The 16,310-nt window shown below is 41.0% G+C and carries 14 protein-coding genes; 10 read left to right on the top strand and 4 right to left on the bottom strand.

Translation table 11 applies throughout. The annotated features are described in order from the left end of the window. Positions 1-346 precede the first annotated feature (346 nt). From U735_RS0116715 to U735_RS0116690, 5 genes are all read left to right on the top strand, one after another. The gene (locus tag U735_RS0116715) at positions 347-1,090 is read left to right on the top strand and encodes a carboxypeptidase-like regulatory domain-containing protein (protein WP_051892195.1); all 744 of its coding nucleotides are present in this window, start codon (positions 347-349) and stop codon (positions 1,088-1,090) included. Positions 1,091-2,048: 958 nt separating this feature from the next. Next, the gene (locus tag U735_RS0116705; protein WP_031444922.1) at positions 2,049-2,558 is read left to right on the top strand and encodes a DUF6702 family protein; all 510 of its coding nucleotides are present in this window, start codon (positions 2,049-2,051) and stop codon (positions 2,556-2,558) included. A gap of 59 nt (positions 2,559-2,617) precedes the next feature. Beyond that, positions 2,618-4,927: a M1 family metallopeptidase gene (locus tag U735_RS0116700; RefSeq protein WP_031444921.1), complete on the top strand. Its 2,310-nt coding sequence runs from the start codon at positions 2,618-2,620 to the stop codon at positions 4,925-4,927. A gap of 297 nt (positions 4,928-5,224) precedes the next feature. Continuing rightward, complete coding sequence (locus tag U735_RS0116695) at positions 5,225-5,506, top strand: Sec-independent protein translocase subunit TatA/TatB (protein WP_031444920.1); 282 nt, start codon at positions 5,225-5,227, stop codon at positions 5,504-5,506. Position 5,507: 1 nt separating this feature from the next. Further along, positions 5,508-6,062, top strand: coding sequence for a phosphatase PAP2 family protein (locus U735_RS0116690; RefSeq protein WP_031444919.1), 555 nt, complete (start codon positions 5,508-5,510; stop codon positions 6,060-6,062). A 1,367-nt stretch (positions 6,063-7,429) separates the two neighbouring features. Here the strand turns inward: U735_RS0116690 and U735_RS0116685 are convergent. Beyond that, the gene (locus tag U735_RS0116685) at positions 7,430-8,071 is read right to left on the bottom strand and encodes an O-methyltransferase (protein ID WP_031444918.1); all 642 of its coding nucleotides are present in this window, start codon (positions 8,069-8,071) and stop codon (positions 7,430-7,432) included. Between the two features lie 41 nt (positions 8,072-8,112). On the opposite strand from U735_RS0116685, the gene U735_RS0116680 reads away from it, so the two are divergent. The 3 genes from U735_RS0116680 (at position 8,113) to U735_RS0116670 (ending at position 11,154) form a co-directional block, all read left to right on the top strand. Further along, entirely contained in the window at positions 8,113-8,577 is a 465-nt protein-coding gene (locus U735_RS0116680) for a GNAT family N-acetyltransferase (protein ID WP_031444917.1), read from the top strand. Between the two features lie 66 nt (positions 8,578-8,643). Then, positions 8,644-9,915, top strand: a complete 1,272-nt coding sequence (kynU, locus tag U735_RS0116675) for a kynureninase (RefSeq protein ID WP_031444916.1) — start codon at positions 8,644-8,646, stop codon at positions 9,913-9,915. A 90-nt stretch (positions 9,916-10,005) separates the two neighbouring features. After that, on the top strand, positions 10,006-11,154 hold the full coding sequence (locus U735_RS0116670; protein ID WP_031444915.1) for an MFS transporter: 1,149 nt from the start codon (positions 10,006-10,008) through the stop codon (positions 11,152-11,154). Between the two features lie 15 nt (positions 11,155-11,169). On the opposite strand, the gene U735_RS0116665 is transcribed toward U735_RS0116670, so the two are convergent. Then, positions 11,170-11,856 (bottom strand): hypothetical protein, encoded by a 687-nt coding sequence (locus tag U735_RS0116665; RefSeq protein ID WP_031444914.1) that lies wholly within the window; start codon positions 11,854-11,856, stop codon positions 11,170-11,172. 277 nt (positions 11,857-12,133) lie between these two features. On the opposite strand from U735_RS0116665, the gene U735_RS0116660 reads away from it, so the two are divergent. Both U735_RS0116660 and U735_RS0116655 read left to right on the top strand, forming a co-directional pair. Then, positions 12,134-12,682, top strand: a complete 549-nt coding sequence (locus U735_RS0116660; protein WP_031444913.1) for a ClpP family protease — start codon at positions 12,134-12,136, stop codon at positions 12,680-12,682. Positions 12,683-12,992: 310 nt separating this feature from the next. Continuing rightward, positions 12,993-14,357, top strand: coding sequence for an FAD-dependent oxidoreductase (locus U735_RS0116655; RefSeq protein ID WP_031444912.1), 1,365 nt, complete (start codon positions 12,993-12,995; stop codon positions 14,355-14,357). Positions 14,358-14,411: 54 nt separating this feature from the next. On the opposite strand, the gene U735_RS0116650 is transcribed toward U735_RS0116655, so the two are convergent. After that, positions 14,412-15,191 carry a zinc ribbon domain-containing protein gene (locus U735_RS0116650; RefSeq protein ID WP_031444911.1) on the bottom strand — a complete coding sequence of 260 codons (780 nt, stop codon included), beginning with the start codon at positions 15,189-15,191 and terminating at the stop codon, positions 14,412-14,414. Positions 15,192-15,193: 2 nt separating this feature from the next. Further along, on the bottom strand, positions 15,194-16,288 hold the full coding sequence (locus U735_RS0116645; protein ID WP_031444910.1) for a Nif3-like dinuclear metal center hexameric protein: 1,095 nt from the start codon (positions 16,286-16,288) through the stop codon (positions 15,194-15,196). Between the last annotated feature and the right edge of the window lie 22 nt (positions 16,289-16,310).

Below are 16,310 nucleotides of genomic sequence, written 5' to 3'. Positions count from 1 at the left end.
GTTGAAAGTTCAAAGTTCAAAGTAGAAAGGGAGATTATTCCTTTAATAGTGATAAAAAAATGGCTCCTTCCCCTAGTCAGGAGAAGACGGAAGGGGTGTGAAGCGGACGCAAGGTATTGGCAGGTTGATAGTTTAATGTTTAAAGTTCAAGGTCTAAAGTCCGGTGTCTAGCATCTAAAATCCAGTATCTAAAATCTAATATCTCAATACTAACATCTAACATCTAACATCCAGTATCTCAGGTCTGACAGGACTTGAAAAAGTAATCCACAATAAACAGAAGGTAGTGCGTATTGTTCCAATATATTTGGTTTTTATTTTTTATAGTGTATTTGCACAAGCGCTAATGGCACAGGATTTTTCCAAGACTTTGGAGGGAAAAGTGTATAGTGAGGACGGGGATGTGGCTGCCACCCATGTGCTCAATACCACTACAAAAAAAGCGGCCATTACCGATATCAACGGATTTTTTTCCATTGTTGTAAACCTAAATGATACCCTGGTTTTTTCTGCCGTACAATATAAACGCAAAGAGATTGTAGTAAACTCCAGTATCTTGGAGAGTAAATTTTTATCCGTTCCTCTAGTGGAATCCAATATTGCTTTGGATGAGGTTATCGTTATGCCCTATAACCTAACGGGGGAGTTGGGCAGGGATATGAACAATATGGATGTGGGACCTGTTATTTCCGCCACCAGTCTGGGGCTGCCCAATGCCCATGTAAAGCCCTTGATGCAGAGTGAAAGATTGCTTAGGGAAGCCTCCATGGGTCCCATGTCTATTGGCATGTTGACCAGTATTCCGTTCAATCCGTTGATCAATGCCATTACAGGCCGCACCAAAATGTTGAAGAAACGGGTGGCAAGGGATATTAAATACAATAAATCCCAACAATTACGTACACAATTTGCCGATAGCCTTTTTGTACTTCAACTTAAAATTCCCTTGGAAAAAATAGACGATTTCCTGTATTACTGTGAGGTCGATGCCAATTTTAATGCGGTTGTGGATAGTCAGGACCTATTTGCCATTTGGGAGTTTTTAAAACAAAAAAGTGTCATTTACAGAAAGAATAATGAGATGGAGTGAATTGCAATGAACAATTAGCAATAAACAATAAACAGTGGTAAGTAAACAGTAATCAGTAATCAGTTGCAGTTGGCAGTTCATGGTTCAAAGTTTAAAGTTCAAAGGTTAAAGTTGAATGTTCAGACTTTTTTGTCTGGTCGAGCCTGCCTGACGGCTAGACAGGCCTGCCCGGCGGTAGACGGGCGGAGTCGAGACCTTTTTGAGGCTGGTTGGCAGTGGTCAGTTGGCAGTTCAGGGTTCAAAGTTTAAAGTTGAATGTTCAAAGTTTAAAGTTCAAAGTTCAAGACTTTTGTGTCTGGTCGAGCCTGCCTGACGGCTAGACAGGCCTGCCCGGCGGTAGACGGGCGGAGTCGAAATCGAAGTTGGTTGGCAGTGGTCAGTAAACAGTAATCAGTTGGCAGTTTTTAAAGTTGAATGTTCAAGGTTAAAAGTGTTCAAAATCTGAATTGGTAGAGGTTTTCAAGTAAAAGCACTGGTCATTAGCTCCCCTCTTGGAACGAAGAGGGGAATGAATTTTGCGCTTTGGCGCAAAAGAAGGGGGAGTTGGAATACCCAAACCCAATTTCCATACGCTATCTAATGTCCTATTGAATAGACCTGGGCCTTCAAAACCCTCCGTCTTCGCTTACGGCGAAGCCATCTCCCTTCGTCACAAGGGAGGAGCTTTTCTTTTTAAGCTAACGGCAAATAAAGTCGAGACCTTTTTGAGGCTGGTTGGCAGTGGCTTCGGCTACGCTCAGCCACCGGGTTAGGAGTGAGCAGTTGCAGTTGGCAGCTTGGTAGGTTCAATGTTTAAAATTCAAAGTCCAAGGTTAAATGTCTAAATCTAAAGTCTAGAACCTAATGTCTAGCATCTAGCATCTAAAATCTAACATCTAACATCTCAATTCTAAATTTTCCCATTAATAGTCTAACAAATGGCACAGTCATTGCTTATTTTTGACGGAGAAAGAACATCATGCAATTAATAAAGAAGACCTTTTTAATACTGTTGTTGCCCCTATTGGCATTCACGGTGGCACATAAATTTTACATCAGTGTAACCAGTGTAGAATACTCCGATAAGGACAGGGCACTGCAGATTACGACCAGGATATTTATAGACGATTTTGAAAAGGTACTACAGGAGCGGTATGGCATTAAGGGCAGTTTGGCTACCAAGGAGGAGTCCGACATGGCAGATGCATATATTGAAAAATATTTGAGGACAAAATTTATGGTTGAAATCAATGATAGGCCTGTGGACTTTGATTTCTTGGGTAAGGAATATGACAACGATATTATGATATGTTATCTGGAAGTTCCAAAAATAGATTTGGGTACTGCGACCAGCATTTCCGTTGAAAACGAAGTGCTGATGGACATTTTTGAGGAACAGAAGAATGTGGTCCACTTTAAACTCGGGAACCAAAAAAAGAGTTTTGTACTTATCCGCGAGAATAATAAAGGAATGTTAAACTTAAAGTAATTTAAAACAATTGTTTATATAATTGTTAAATTTCTCCGCTAAAAAAATCAATTTGAAATATGAGTAGAATAAAACATGTTTTTGCCTCGCTATTGTTCCTTTGCGCGGCTGTTACCGTTGCCCAGGAAGAGGTAAAGAATGAACGGGAGCCCGGGCATCTTAATCAGAATAAATTTAAGCAGCTTTATGAGGAGTTTGCTACCCCAAACACCTATAGGTCGGCCTCTGGGGCTCCAGGTCCGGATTACTATCAGCAGCAGGCAGATTATAAGATGGATATTGAACTCGACGATAAAAATGCCAAGATATACGGTTCAGAAACCATAACATATACCAATAATTCCCCTGATGACCTTTCATTTTTATGGGTGCAATTGGATCAGAACGTACGTTCCAAAACTTCTAAATCGCCCTTGCGAGATGGTGAGGGCATGCCAGTAGCGGAGCCGGTGGCCAGTTTCGCCAATAAATATATGACGGAGCCTTTTGATGGTGGATTCAATATAGAATATGTAAGGGGTACCAACGGAAAGGCTTTGCCCTATACTATTAATCAGACTATGATGCGCATAGATCTTCCCGAGGTTTTAAAAAGTAAGGGCCAGGTTTCCTTCTCTATAAAATGGTGGTACAATATTCCAGACCATACCGTAAATAGGGCGCGTTCTGGATATGAATACTTTCCTAAGGACGGAAACAGGGCTTATGTTATTGCCCAATTCTTCCCGAGAATGGCAGTCTATAGCGATATAGAAGGCTGGCAGAACCATCAGTTCTGGGGCAGCGGGGAATTTGCCCTTCCCTTTGGCAATTACGAGGTAAACATTACCGTTCCGGCCGATCATATCTTGGATGGTACCGGAGAGCTTCAGAATATGAAGGAAGTATTTTCCAAGGAAATGATAAGTAGGTATGAAAAGGCTAAAAAATCTTATGACAAGCCTGTAATCATTGTGAGTCAAGCCGAAGCCGAAGAGGCAGAAAAAGGATTTTCGGACAAGAAAAAAACTTGGAAGCTTAAGGCGGAAAACGTAAGGGATTTTGGTTTTGCTACCTCCCGTAAATTTATTTACGATATGCAGGCAGTGAAGATAGGCAATAGGGATGTAATGGCCATTTCCATGTATCCAAAAGAAGGCAATCCGTTATGGGAAGAATATTCTACCAAGGCAGTGGCCCATACCTTGCGCTCTTATTCCGATCATACTTTTGATTATCCCTATCCCAAGGCAATATCGGTTCACGCCAAGAATCAGGGTATGGAATACCCTATGATCTGTTGGAACTACGGGAGACCCAATGAGGACGGTACCTACTCCGATAGAGTGAAATACGGGATGATTTCCGTAATTATCCATGAAGTTGGACACAACTTTTTCCCCATGATAGTTAATTCCGATGAACGTCAGTGGGGTTGGATGGATGAAGGTTTGGATACCTTTATGCAATATATGGCAGAGCAGGAATTTGGGGTAGCCTATCCCGAAGCAATTGCTCCAAATAGCAAATACCCATCAGGGAGAGGGGAGCCTACCAAGATAATACCCTATATGTCCGGGGATCAAAGTACCATAGCACCCATTATGTCCAATCCAGAGAATGTTTATCAATTGGGGAACAATGCCTATGGCAAACCGGCTACGGCTTTAAATATTCTTAGGGAAACCGTAATGGGAAGGGAACTTTTTGATCATGCCTTTAAGACCTATGCACAAAGATGGATGTTTAAACATCCTTCCCCAGAGGATTTCTTTAGGACCATGGAAGATGCTTCGGCGGTTGATTTGGATTGGTTTTGGAGAAGTTGGTTCTATACTACGGATTATGTGGATATTGGGGTAAAGGGTGTCAAGAAATATTATGTTTCCGATAAGCCTTCTAAACAAATGATGGAAATAATGGCGGCAAGGAATATTAAGGAAGAGGATCTGCCCCCATTGGTTTATTTGGAGGAGGAAGACTCGGCAGATGCAGATGCCAAGTTAAAAGGAAAGGCGCCATCGGAAAATTCCAAGACATTAAAAGAGTTCATGATGGACAATCTGTCGGCGGCTGAGAGAAATGCCATTGAGGAACCCAAATATTTCTATGAGATTACTTTTAATAAACCAGGAGGCATTCCTATGCCTTTGATCGTAGAATATACCTACGAAGATGGTTCCAAGGAAAATATTACCTACCCACCGGAAATATGGAGAAAAAATGATCAGGAAGTAAAAAGGGTCATTGCTTCCGGCAAGGAGTTGGTAGGAATTGTGGTAGATCCAAAGGCAGAAACTGCCGATATTGATACTACCAATAATTCATGGCCTGCCAAGGAGGTTAAATCCGACTTTGAACTTTTTAAAGAGAATATAAGAGGGAAATAATTTTTTTGATCTTATTTAAAAGCAGGAGCATAGTTAGAACTGTTTCCTGAATATAATTAAGGCCCCGAAACCGGATTGCATTACGGCAAAACAGGTATCGGGGCTTTCTTTTTGATCGCTATTCCTCGGCAGTACTATCCAAAACTAGTGCTTTTTTATTTCGGAATTAGAGGGTGTATGGCTTGTGGTGAATGTGTTAAATACTGGTTTCAGCCTTATTTTATAGGGTTTTGGTGAACAAAAAAAAGTTAACCATATTTTTTATGCAGCTGTCAAACTTCTCATTATATTTGTGTTATGTTAAGTACGATAATTCTATTTATTAGCGGGGCGGAAATCTTTTTTATCATGTTTATCGTGGTAATGGTTTTTGGCGCCGACAAAATTCCTGGCATAGCCAAGGGATTGGGGAAGGGCATGCGACAACTTAAGGATGCCACGGAGGATATCAAGAAAGAGATACAAAAAAGTGCCGAGAAGCAGGGAATAGATACCAGCTTTACAGACGACATAAAGAACGAAATCAATAAAGTGAAGCAGAACGTCGATGAGGTAACCGGCGTTGTAAAAAGAAAGTAATATGCTGGACCAACTGTTACAGTGGGACCGGGATGCTTTTATCTATCTGAACAGTTTGGGCATTGAAAACCATGATGCTTTTTGGTCTGCCATAACTAATTTCTCTACTTGGATTCCCTTATTTATTTTTTTTGTAGTTCTTGTTTTTAGGGCATACCCTAAAAAAGAGGCCTTTTGGGTTCTAGGTACCATACTTATTACCTTGACCGTCGTAGCGGCACTTACAGGAATCACCAAGGAATTGGTGGCACGTCTTCGCCCAAGTAATACAGAGGAAATCAACACCTTGATCCGAATTCTTAAAAGTCCCACCGGCTATAGTTTTTTTTCGGGCCATGCTTCCAGTTCCTTTAGTATTACTACAGGTGTTTTCCTATTTCTTAGGGATAAATGGAAATGGTCCTGGCTGTTCTATATTTGGCCGTTATTATTTGCTTTAAGTCGCATTTATGTTGGGGTACATTATCCGTTGGACCTTATCGTAGGTGCCCTAGTGGGAATTATATTGGCCATTATGTTCTACAGACTGTACCATAAATTGGAGCCGGCAAAATAGGGGAAAAGGTCCCCTCCCTAGCCCTCCCCCAAGGGGAGGGGATGTTATTGGTTGTACCTTAAGATTTGTTGGTTTAAAAGTTATTCACCCTACTTGCTTATGCTGCATTTTTGTAGATTCTAAACTATTTCCCCCTCCTTGGGAGGGGGTTAGGGGGAGGACTTTCAAAGTTGGCCCATACTTGTATACTTTCTAAGTTTAATTATGCCCCATGTTTTTGTAATGATTGGTGTGGTAAAGTAAAGTGTAGCGTCCCCTCCCTAGCCCTCCCCCAAGGGGAGGGGATGTTATTGGTTGTACCTTAAGATTTGTTGGTTTAAAAGTTATTCACCCTACTTGCTTATGCTGCATTTTTGTAGATTCTAAACTATTTCCCCCTCCTTGGGAGGGGGTTAGGGGGAGGACTTTCAAAGTTGGCCCATACTTGTATACTTTCTAAGTTTAATTATACCCCCTGTTTTTGTAATGATAGGTAGGGTGTAGTATTGTGTTTGGACCCCTCCCTGGCCCTCCCCCAAGGGGAGGGGATGTTAATAGTTGTACCTTAAGATTTGTTGGTTATAGATTTATTCCCCCTCCATGAGAGAGCCTGTCCCGCTTTTTGAGCGGGAGGGTTAGGGGGAGGACTTTCAATGTTGGCCCATACTTGTATACTTTCTAAGTTTAATTATACCCCCTGTTTTTGTAATGATAGGTAGGGTGTAGTATTGTGTTTGGTCCCCTCCCTAGCCCTCCCCCAAGGGGAGGGGATGTAATTTGTAGATCTACATGAATGTGCTGGTCTAGGTAGCATTCCACCTCCTTGCTTGTGCTGCTTTTTTGTGGTTTCAAACCTATTTCCCCCTCCTTGGGAGAGCCTGTCCCGCTTTTTGAGCGGGAGGGTTAGGGGGAGGACTTTCAATGTTGGCCCATACTTATCTACTTTCTAAGTTTAATTATACCCCCTGTTTTTGTAATGATAGGTAGGGTGTAGTATTGTGTATGGACCCCTCCCTAGCCCTCCCCCAAGGGGAGGGGATGTTATTGGTTGTACCTCAAGATTTGTTGGTTTAAAAGTTATTCACCCTACTTGCTTATGCTGCATTTTTGTAGATTCTAAACTATTTCCCCCTCCTTGGGAGGGGGTTAGGGGGAGGACTTTCAAAGTTGGCCCATACTTATCTACTTTCTAAGTTTAATTATACCCCCTGTTTTTGTAATTATTGGTGTGGTAAAGTAAAGTGTAGCGTCCCCTCCCTAGCCCTCCCCCAAGGGGAGGGGATGTTATTAGTTGTACCTTAAGATTTGTTGGTTAAAAAATTATTCCCCCTCCTTGGGAGCGCCTGTCCCGCTTTTTGAGCGGGAGGGTTAGGGGGAGGTGGCAACCATTACAACACCCTACTTAAGGTGAGTCCGTCCCTAATTGGCAATAATACCGTTTCTACCCTGGGATCGTCCCTCAACTTCTTATTGTAATCCTTCAGAATTTTGGTAGCCTTGTCCTTGGGGTCCAAAGGCTCCACAACCTTCCCGGACCAAAGCACATTATCTGATAGAATAACGCTGCCGGGGCGACATTTTTTTAAGGCGGCCTCAAAGTATTGGTCGTAACTTACCTTTTCGGCATCAATAAAAACCATATCAAAAACTACGTCCAGCTGTGGTATTATCTCCAGGGCATCACCTGTATGCTGCATAATGCGAGGTCCATAACCACTTTCGTCAAAATACCGTCTTTGCATGGCATGGAGTTCTTCATTGATGTCAATAGTGTGCAATGCGCCCTCCTTTTGAAGCCCTTCGGCAAGGCAAATGGCAGAATAACCGGTATAGGTGCCTATTTCCAAAATATTCTTGGGGGCGATTATTTTTGATAAAAGGCTCAATACCCTACCTTGAAAATGCCCGGTAATCATTCTTGGTTGAATAACCTTTAAATGGGTTTCCCGCGTTAGTCTTTGGAGTAATTCGGGTTCCGATTGCGAATGGTCTGCAATATATTGTTCCAATATGGAAGATAAAAAATGCATGGGTTTTACTTTGTATATTTAAGCCTTCAAATATAATGATCATGCAACAATTTACCGTAAGAATGGCCACTTTGGAGGATTTAAATATTCTGCAGTCCTTTGAACAGGAAATTATTCGTGCAGAAAGACCTTTTGACGAAACCTTGGATAAAGATCCGATCAGCTATTATGACTTAAGGCAACTTATATTGTCAGAAGAGGCCGCGGTAATGGTAGCCGAGCTCAATTCGAAGATAGTAGGTTCCGGTTATGGATTAATACGGGATGCAAAACCCTATTTGGATCATAAAAAATACACCTACCTAGGGTTTATGTATACTGATAGTGATCAACGCGGCAAGGGCGTTAATAAGGCAATAGTGGATGCTTTGATGCACTGGTCAAAGTCCAAAGATATCCATGAAGTTAGGCTTACGGTTTACAATGACAATGCACCTGCCATTAGGGCTTACGAGAAAGTGGGCTTTAAAAAGCATATTTTGGAAATGAGGGTAAAGGTTGACTGATGAAATTATAGATGGGCCATTTACCACTTCTGGCCGTAAATTGTATTTTTACATAAAATTTAGGATATGGAATTTAAAAATTCGTTAGTTTTTGCCCAACAATTGGATGCGGTGGATCCCCTTAGGGAATACCGTGACGAATTCCATTTTCCTAAAGTAAAGGGCAAGGATGTTATTTATTTCACCGGAAATTCCCTGGGATTACAGCCTAAACGCACCCAAAAGTTTGTGGATGACATAATGAAGGATTGGAAGGACCTGGCGGTGGAAGGTCATTTCCATGCTGAAAAACCTTGGTGGGATTATCATGAGCGGTTGGCAGCACCCTTGGCAAAAGTAGTAGGAGCCAAGACGCCGGAAGTTTCCGTTATGAATACCTTGACCGTAAACCTTCACATGCTGATGGTGTCTTTTTATAGGCCTACCGAAAAGAGATTTAAGATTATTTGCGAGGAAAAAGCATTTCCTTCCGATCAATATATGTTGAACAGCCAGGTTGAATTTCATGGTTTCGATACCAATACCGCTATTGTGGAAGTGAAGAAAAGGCCGGGCGAAAATTTTTGGCATACCCAAGATGTTATCGATAAAATTAATGAAGTTGGAAAAGAACTGGCCTTGGTGCTCATAGGTGGCGTTAATTACTACAATGGTCAGGTCTTTAATATGGAAGCCATAACCAAGGCGGCCAAGGCACAAGGAGCATTCGTAGGATGGGATTTGGCGCATGGGGTAGGTAATGTGGAATTAAAACTGCACGATTGGGGGGTCGACTTTGCAGCTTGGTGCAGTTATAAATATATGAACAGTGGTCCTGGGAATGCTTCCGGGATTTTTGTTCACGAGAAATATCTGAATAACAACGAGATTCCAAGATTTGAAGGCTGGTGGGGAACAAAAAAAGAGACCAGGTTTTTAATGAAACCAGAGTTTGAACCTATGGAAAATGCGGATGCATGGCAGGTAAGCAATCCTCCAGTACTTTCCCTTGCTCCTTATCTGGCCTCTTTGGAAATGTTCAATGAAGTGGGTATGGAGGCCCTGATTTCCAAAAGAAATCTCATTGTGGCTTATTTGGAGTTTATTCTCCAGGAAATAGACAAGGAGACCGAAGGGTCTTTCGAAATTATTACCCCAAAGGACAGGGGCTGTCAACTTTCCGTGTTTTTGCACGGGCAGGGGAAGGATTTGTTCAATTATCTAATGGATAATGGCGTTATTACAGATTGGCGCGAACCCAACGTAATTCGGCTGGCACCTGCACCTTTTTATTGTTCCTTTGCCGATATGTACAACTTTGGTCAAATTCTTAAATCCGGCATCCTGGCAAAGGGCTAGGTTTGCCATTCGCAATCCCTAATGTTTTTCTTTTTAATTGCTAAATTTCCGGCCTCAAACCTAAATTCGCTATAACTGCCAAAACCCTTTATGAAGTCACTTCGTCTTATTCTTTCCAACCCTAGATATTTTGCACCTTCGTGGGTATTTGCCAGTATTAATATTTTGTTCGGTACTTGGGCCATTTATATCCCTTCGGTCAAGGAAAAATTGGACATCAATAAGGCCGATTTGGGAATTGCACTATTTTTCCTGTCTCTGGGCGTTTTTTTAGTCTTTCCGGTGGCTGCCAAAATCATTAATAGACTAGGGGTAGGTAAGGCTACATGGTATGGAATAATTTTCAGTAGCGTGGCAGCTTTGTTTCCTTTACTGGCACCCAATTATTATTCTTTAATGGGGGGGCTTTTTTTATTGGGGGCCGGCAATGGTTTTACCGATATTGCCATGAATACCTTGGTCACAGAAATTGAAAAGGAAGACCGGCAAAATTTTATGTCGGCCTCCCATGGCTTTTTTAGCTTGGGTGGTGTAATTGCCGGTCTAGGCAGTTTTCTGATATTTACCATCAATAATCCGGCATTGCATATGCTCTATGCCGTTATTTTGGTGTTGATAGTAAACTTTATATTCCATAAACACTATAGTCATATTGTAGCCGCCCCGGTTGAAAAGGAGCCTTTTAGTCTAAAACTATTTAAACCACTCTTGGTTCTTGGGATTATTTCCTTTGTGGTAATGGGGGGCGAAGGAGCTATCGTGGATTGGAGCGGACTGTTTCTACAAGAAATAAGTATGGCCCCGGAAACATTGATAGGCACCGGTTTTTTGGCATTTTCCGTAATGATGACCTTGGGAAGGTTCCTGGGAGATAGCATTAGTGCCGCTATCGGCCCTATTAAAATAGTGGCCTTGGGGGCATCTATCGCCATTGTAGGTTTTGTTTTTGTCCTTACCACCTATACCTATATGGCCATTCTAGGTTTCGCATTGATAGGACTTGGCTTTTCGGTAATTGTTCCTGAGCTGTTTAGGATAGGGGGAACGGTCAAGGGAGTGGATTCTTCCCAAGGGGTATCCTTTATAGCTGGTACTGGCTATTCCGGTTTCTTAATTGGTCCGGTAGTTCTGGGGTTTGTAGCCGAGAGTTTTTCCCTCAAGTATACCTTTGTAATTCTATTGTTCTGCACTATTTTGGTACTTGCCGCTACTTTAGGGCTACATAGGAGAAGGAAATAGTTGGCTGACCAAGTTTTATGGGTTTTTTGAAGTGACTTTAATATTGGTAAAGTACAACTTAAAACTACCGTCTTCATTCTGATGCATCTCGGCAATTTTTAAGCCGTTGATATCCGCATAATTTTCCCAAGTAGTGATCAGGGATGGCTCTGGCTGATTGGACCTTCTAAATACCCATTCCTTTATCATATAATCGTTGCCAAAATAAAAATCATAGGCATCACCGGGAGTGTAGCCACCTTCATTTCCATAGACAATGGTCAGTTTCTGCATTGGATTCTTGCTGATAGGGGCGGGCACGTCACTTTTATGGTCGTAAGTGATATTGTTTTTGTCCCAGGCCAGATTAAAAGGGGCCATTAACCAATATTTATCGTTAATAAATCCACCGTTTAATTTAGTGGCCGTACTGTCCATTGAGTTACGGTTGTAGGAAATGGTATCTCCTTTGTTGATGGATGTAATGTCGTTGGTTATTGTGTTCCATACCCAGCTTCGCTCAGAATGGCTGTCTGCGCGGTCTACATTGAAGGTGAAGGCAATTTCCTTTACATTTCGGAATTGATTGAAGCCATGTGCATTGGCTACCTTGTCCAATATGGAAAGTTCCATTTTTGGCGCGGCCACTTCTGTTTTTTTATCCGTTTTACAAGCGGTTAGGATAAGCGTGAAGCAAAAAACTACTAGTACTGATTTTTTCATGTTTGGTTTTTACCAAAGATAATAGGTTTTTGTTAAAATTCTTAATGTTGCTTAAATACATTATAGGTACAGCTTAAAAAAATGGAAGGTTGTGGTTTTGTTTTACCAACTATGCCCCCGTTCTTCAATTATTGGCCATTAGATGCTTTGGAATAATTGTTTGGGAATATATTGACTTAGGTTTTGTTCCAATTAAACGGAATAAGCTATCAAATAATTTAGCTGCTATAATTCCCAATAAATTCATTATTTTTGAAACTTAATAAGAAATCAAAAAATGAGTTCAAAAAAAGGAAAGATACAAGAGGCAATAGACGAAAAATTGCTGGGCGAAAGAAAAGTATTTCTATGGGGAATGGTAGATGATGATACCGCTAAGCATGTGATCGATCGTTTGTTGTATTTGGATATGCAAAACAACAAAGAAATTCAATTGTACATAAATAGCCCTGGAGGTTATGTTACTTCTGGTTTTGCCATCTACGATACCATTAAATCCTTAAAGAGTCCAGTATCTACCATATGCTCCGGTTTGGCAGCATCTATGGGATCCATTTTATTGTCGGTAGGAGCAAAAGGTAGACGTTTTATTCAGCCCCATGCCCAAGTGATGATACATCAGCCCAGTGGTGGTGCCAGGGGACAGGCCTCGAATATTGAGATTCAGGCCAAGGAAATTATCAAGACCCGTGAACTTAGTGCCAAAATATTGGCGGAAAACTGTGGTCAGGATTTTGAGAAGGTGATGAAGGATTTTGATAGGGATTATTGGATGAACGCAGAGGAGTCCGTAACCTATGGTATTGTGGACGGAATTATGGAATAACCCGCTTGCAGGTTGTTTGTTTTAATTAATAATTCACATCTTAAATAAAAGGAAAAGTCCTTCACAATCTTAATGTGAAGGACTTTTTATATATGGACGCCTAAGCGGTATGTGTTATATATACGAGATAAACCTAGCGTTTGGATGTTCTGGATAGAAAATTATAAAAAAAAGAGGTATTTTTTTGTCAAATTATAAATGGCGTCACTACATCTAGGCATTATGTGATGTTATTGCCCGTTATTATACAAGTTACTTTATTTTATTACATTTATTACTTTAACATATACTTTTCCCTATTTAAATCAATATGAAACAAACTCCTAAAAACATTGCTATTATCGGTTCTGGACTGGTGGGTTCCCTATTGGCAATTTACCTTCGGAAGTTAGGCCACCAGATAACGGTTTATGATCGGAGACCCGATATCCGCAATGTTGAGTTTTCCGGAAGATCCATCAATTTGGCGATGAGCAATAGGGGTTGGACGGCTTTAAGGGAGGTAGGTATTGAAAAAGAAGTAAAGAAAATTGCCATTCCTTTGGACCAACGTGCCATTCATGTTGAGGGGCAGCCAGAGTATTACCAAAAATATGGAAAGGAAGGAGAAGCTATCTGGTCTATTTCTCGAGGTATATTGAATCGGAGAATGATCGATCTTGCCGAAGAGGCAGGGGTAGTTTTTCGTTTTGAGGAAAAGGTGTGGGATGTAAACCTTCCAGAGGGAAAAATATATACTGGCGCAACGGAGAAAGGAAAGTGGAAGGAATATCTGTACGATATTGTTTTTGGCTGCGATGGTGCTTTTTCCCGAGTTAGGCACAAAATGCAACGTAGAAGTAGATTTAATTACGTTCAGGAATTTATAGATGTTGGTTACAAGGAGCTCACCATACCGGCCAATGAGGATGGCACCCATAAATTGGATAAGCATTCCTTTCATATCTGGCCAAGGGGGAAGTTTATGTTTATAGCCATGCCCAACATGGATGGTAGTTTTACCTGTACCCTGTTCCTGCCCTTTGAAGGGGAGGTTTCCTTTGAGAAGATAAATACCAAGGAGGAGGCCAAACGCTTCTTTAACACCTACTTCCCGGATGTTACTCCGGTTATAGAGGACCTGACTACGGATTTTTTCAATAATCCCACCAGCGCTTTGGTGACCATAAAGTGCTACCCTTGGACCTATTGGGATAAAGTGGCTTTGGTAGGCGATTCCGCCCATGCTATTGTGCCATTTTATGGACAGGGAATGAATGCTGGCTTTGAGGATATTTATGCCCTAAATAAGATAATTTCAAAATATGGGGACGATTGGGAGCAAATTTTTAGTACCTATCAAACAGAGCGTAAACCCAATGCCGATGCTATAGCAGAGCTTAGTTACCGGAATTTTGTAGAAATGAGCAGTATGACTGCCGACCCCAATTTTATATTACAGAAAAAGATTGAAAAGCGTTTTGCCCAAAAATACCCTGACAAATGGATCCCTGCCTATTCGCGGGTTACATTTTCCAATAAGCCCTATGTTGAAGCTTTGGCCAATGGGGATGCACAGGAAGAAATAATGAAACAGATAATGCAAATTCCCAATATTGATGAGATTTGGGACAGTGAGGCGGTGGATCAAAAGATCCTAAGTCTATTGAGCGGAAAAGAAAAACACGAAGTATAGAAAAAATAAAAGCCATCTTAAAAAGATGGCTTTTATTTTTTCTTGGTTACTTTTCTATAATTTAGAAAATAGCTTTTGCATTTTTTCTTGTTCCTCTTCGGCCAAAACTGGGTCTACCAAAATTCTACCACTGTGTTCATCGCTAATGATTTTTTTGCGTGAAGCAATTTCAACCTGAACTTGCGGTGGAATGGTAAAGAAAGATCCTCCTGAAGCACCTCTTTCAATAGGAACTACAGCCAAACCGTTTTTTACATTATTTCGGATTCTATTGTAAGCCTTTACCAAGCGCTCCTCAATTTGGGATTGGTACTCTTCCGATTTTTTCAAAAGGGCTTTTTCCTCCTTCTCCGTTTCGGCCAAAATAGCGTTCAATTCGCTTTTCTTGTGCTTAAGGTGCAATTCCCTTTCGGTCAATCGTTCTTTGGTAGTGGCTATAACTTCTTTTTTCTGCTCTATTTGGGCTTTGAACTCTTTTATATTCTTATCGGCCAATTGAATTTCAAGTTCCTGAAATTCTACTTCTTTGGTCAATGAATTAAATTCCCTGCTATTGCGGACGTTCTTTTGCTGTTCCGCATATTTTTTGATCAAGACTTTGGCTTCATCAATAAGATTTTTCTTGGCGCCTATCTCGTAGTTAATAGTTTCAACATCGGTTTTAAGCTTATCCATTCTTGTTTTAAGGCCAAGTACCTCGTCTTCCAAATCTTCTACTTCTAGAGGAAGTTCTCCTCTAACATTTCTTATCTCATCAACTCTAGAATCAATTAATTGCAAATCATATAGTGCTCTTAACTTTTCTTCTACTGTTGTTTCTGTCTTTGTTGCCATATTTAAAAATACTTGATGGGATTTGTTTTGCTCTCCGATAAAGAGACTGCAAAATTAGGAATTTTTTTCGTAAGATAATCAACTAAGAGATTTTTTGTAAACTGCTCTGTTTCATAGTGCCCAATATCTGCCAAAAGTATTTTGCCTTCTGCCTCATAGAATTGATGGTATTTTAGATCCGATGTTACGAAAACATCAGCATTGGCGGCTATTGCAGCCGATATGGCAAAGGAACCGCTGCCTCCTAAAAGAGCAACTTTCTTTATTTTTTTTCCGAGAAAATCTGAGTGCCTTATGCAGGATACATTCATTTTTTCCTTCAAAAATTCAAAAAATTCGTCTTCCCCCATCGATTTTTCCAGATTTCCTACCATGCCCATGCCAATATTTTGGTTTTTATTTTCCAAGGTTTGTAGTTCGTAGGCTACCTCTTCATAGGGGTGGTTCTTAAAAAGGGCTTTTAAAATTTTTTGTTCATTTGCCCTGCCATAGGTTATGCTTATCTGGGATTCGTCCTCGTAATGTGTTTCCCCAATTTTTCCTATATAGGGATTGGCCCCCGCATTGGCCTGGTAGCTCCCTGTACCATCCACCGTAAAACTACAGTTGCTATAATTGCCAATATTCCCGGCTCCGGCATGGAATAGAGCTGTTTTAAGGGCATGGGCGTTCTCTTTGGGAACATAGGTGGTTAATTTTCTAATGGTGCCCGCCTTCGGGATTAGAATTCTTGGGTTTTGCAGTCCCAAGACCTCACAGATTTTGGCATTGACCCCTTTATTGCTGTTGTCCAGGGCAGTGTGCATACTGTATATGGCTATATCGTGTTTAATGGCCTTTATTACTACCCTTTGTACGTAGTTGGAGCCGGTTATTTTCTTTAACCCTCCAAAAATAATAGGGTGGAAACTAACTATTAGATTGCAATTTTTTGCTATGGCTTCCTCTACTACATTTTCCAAAGTGTCCAGTGTTACTAGGATACCGCTTAGCTCATTATTTGCATTCCCCACCAAAAGTCCTACATTGTCAAAATCTTCGGCATAATATAGTGGTGCCAACTCCTCTAGGGTATCTATAACTTGTTTTATGATCATTTTTAAAATTTATGGTCTTCCA

It is taken from the genome of Arenibacter algicola, assembly GCF_000733925.1.
GTDB lineage: Bacteria > Bacteroidota > Bacteroidia > Flavobacteriales > Flavobacteriaceae > Arenibacter > Arenibacter algicola.
Note: the sequence above shows the minus strand (reverse complement) of the source record. Positions and strands in the feature narration are given on the sequence as shown.

Excerpts from the sequence above, each read along its gene's own strand:
- U735_RS0116680 (WP_031444917.1), top strand. The coding sequence starts at position 8,113 with ATGCAACAATTTACCGTAAGAATGGCCACTTTGGAGGATTTAAATATT.
- U735_RS0116695 (WP_031444920.1), top strand. The coding sequence starts at position 5,225 with ATGTTAAGTACGATAATTCTATTTATTAGCGGGGCGGAAATCTTTTTT.
- kynU (WP_031444916.1), top strand. The coding sequence starts at position 8,644 with ATGGAATTTAAAAATTCGTTAGTTTTTGCCCAACAATTGGATGCGGTG.
- U735_RS0116655 (WP_031444912.1), top strand. The coding sequence starts at position 12,993 with ATGAAACAAACTCCTAAAAACATTGCTATTATCGGTTCTGGACTGGTG.
- U735_RS0116665 (WP_031444914.1), bottom strand. The coding sequence starts at position 11,856 with ATGAAAAAATCAGTACTAGTAGTTTTTTGCTTCACGCTTATCCTAACC.
- U735_RS0116715 (WP_051892195.1), top strand. The coding sequence starts at position 347 with ATGGCACAGGATTTTTCCAAGACTTTGGAGGGAAAAGTGTATAGTGAG.
- U735_RS0116670 (WP_031444915.1), top strand. The coding sequence starts at position 10,006 with ATGAAGTCACTTCGTCTTATTCTTTCCAACCCTAGATATTTTGCACCT.
- U735_RS0116650 (WP_031444911.1), bottom strand. The coding sequence starts at position 15,191 with ATGGCAACAAAGACAGAAACAACAGTAGAAGAAAAGTTAAGAGCACTA.
- U735_RS0116685 (WP_031444918.1), bottom strand. The coding sequence starts at position 8,071 with ATGCATTTTTTATCTTCCATATTGGAACAATATATTGCAGACCATTCG.
- U735_RS0116645 (WP_031444910.1), bottom strand. The coding sequence starts at position 16,288 with ATGATCATAAAACAAGTTATAGATACCCTAGAGGAGTTGGCACCACTA.
- U735_RS0116660 (WP_031444913.1), top strand. The coding sequence starts at position 12,134 with ATGAGTTCAAAAAAAGGAAAGATACAAGAGGCAATAGACGAAAAATTG.
- U735_RS0116700 (WP_031444921.1), top strand. The coding sequence starts at position 2,618 with ATGAGTAGAATAAAACATGTTTTTGCCTCGCTATTGTTCCTTTGCGCG.
- U735_RS0116690 (WP_031444919.1), top strand. The coding sequence starts at position 5,508 with ATGCTGGACCAACTGTTACAGTGGGACCGGGATGCTTTTATCTATCTG.
- U735_RS0116705 (WP_031444922.1), top strand. The coding sequence starts at position 2,049 with ATGCAATTAATAAAGAAGACCTTTTTAATACTGTTGTTGCCCCTATTG.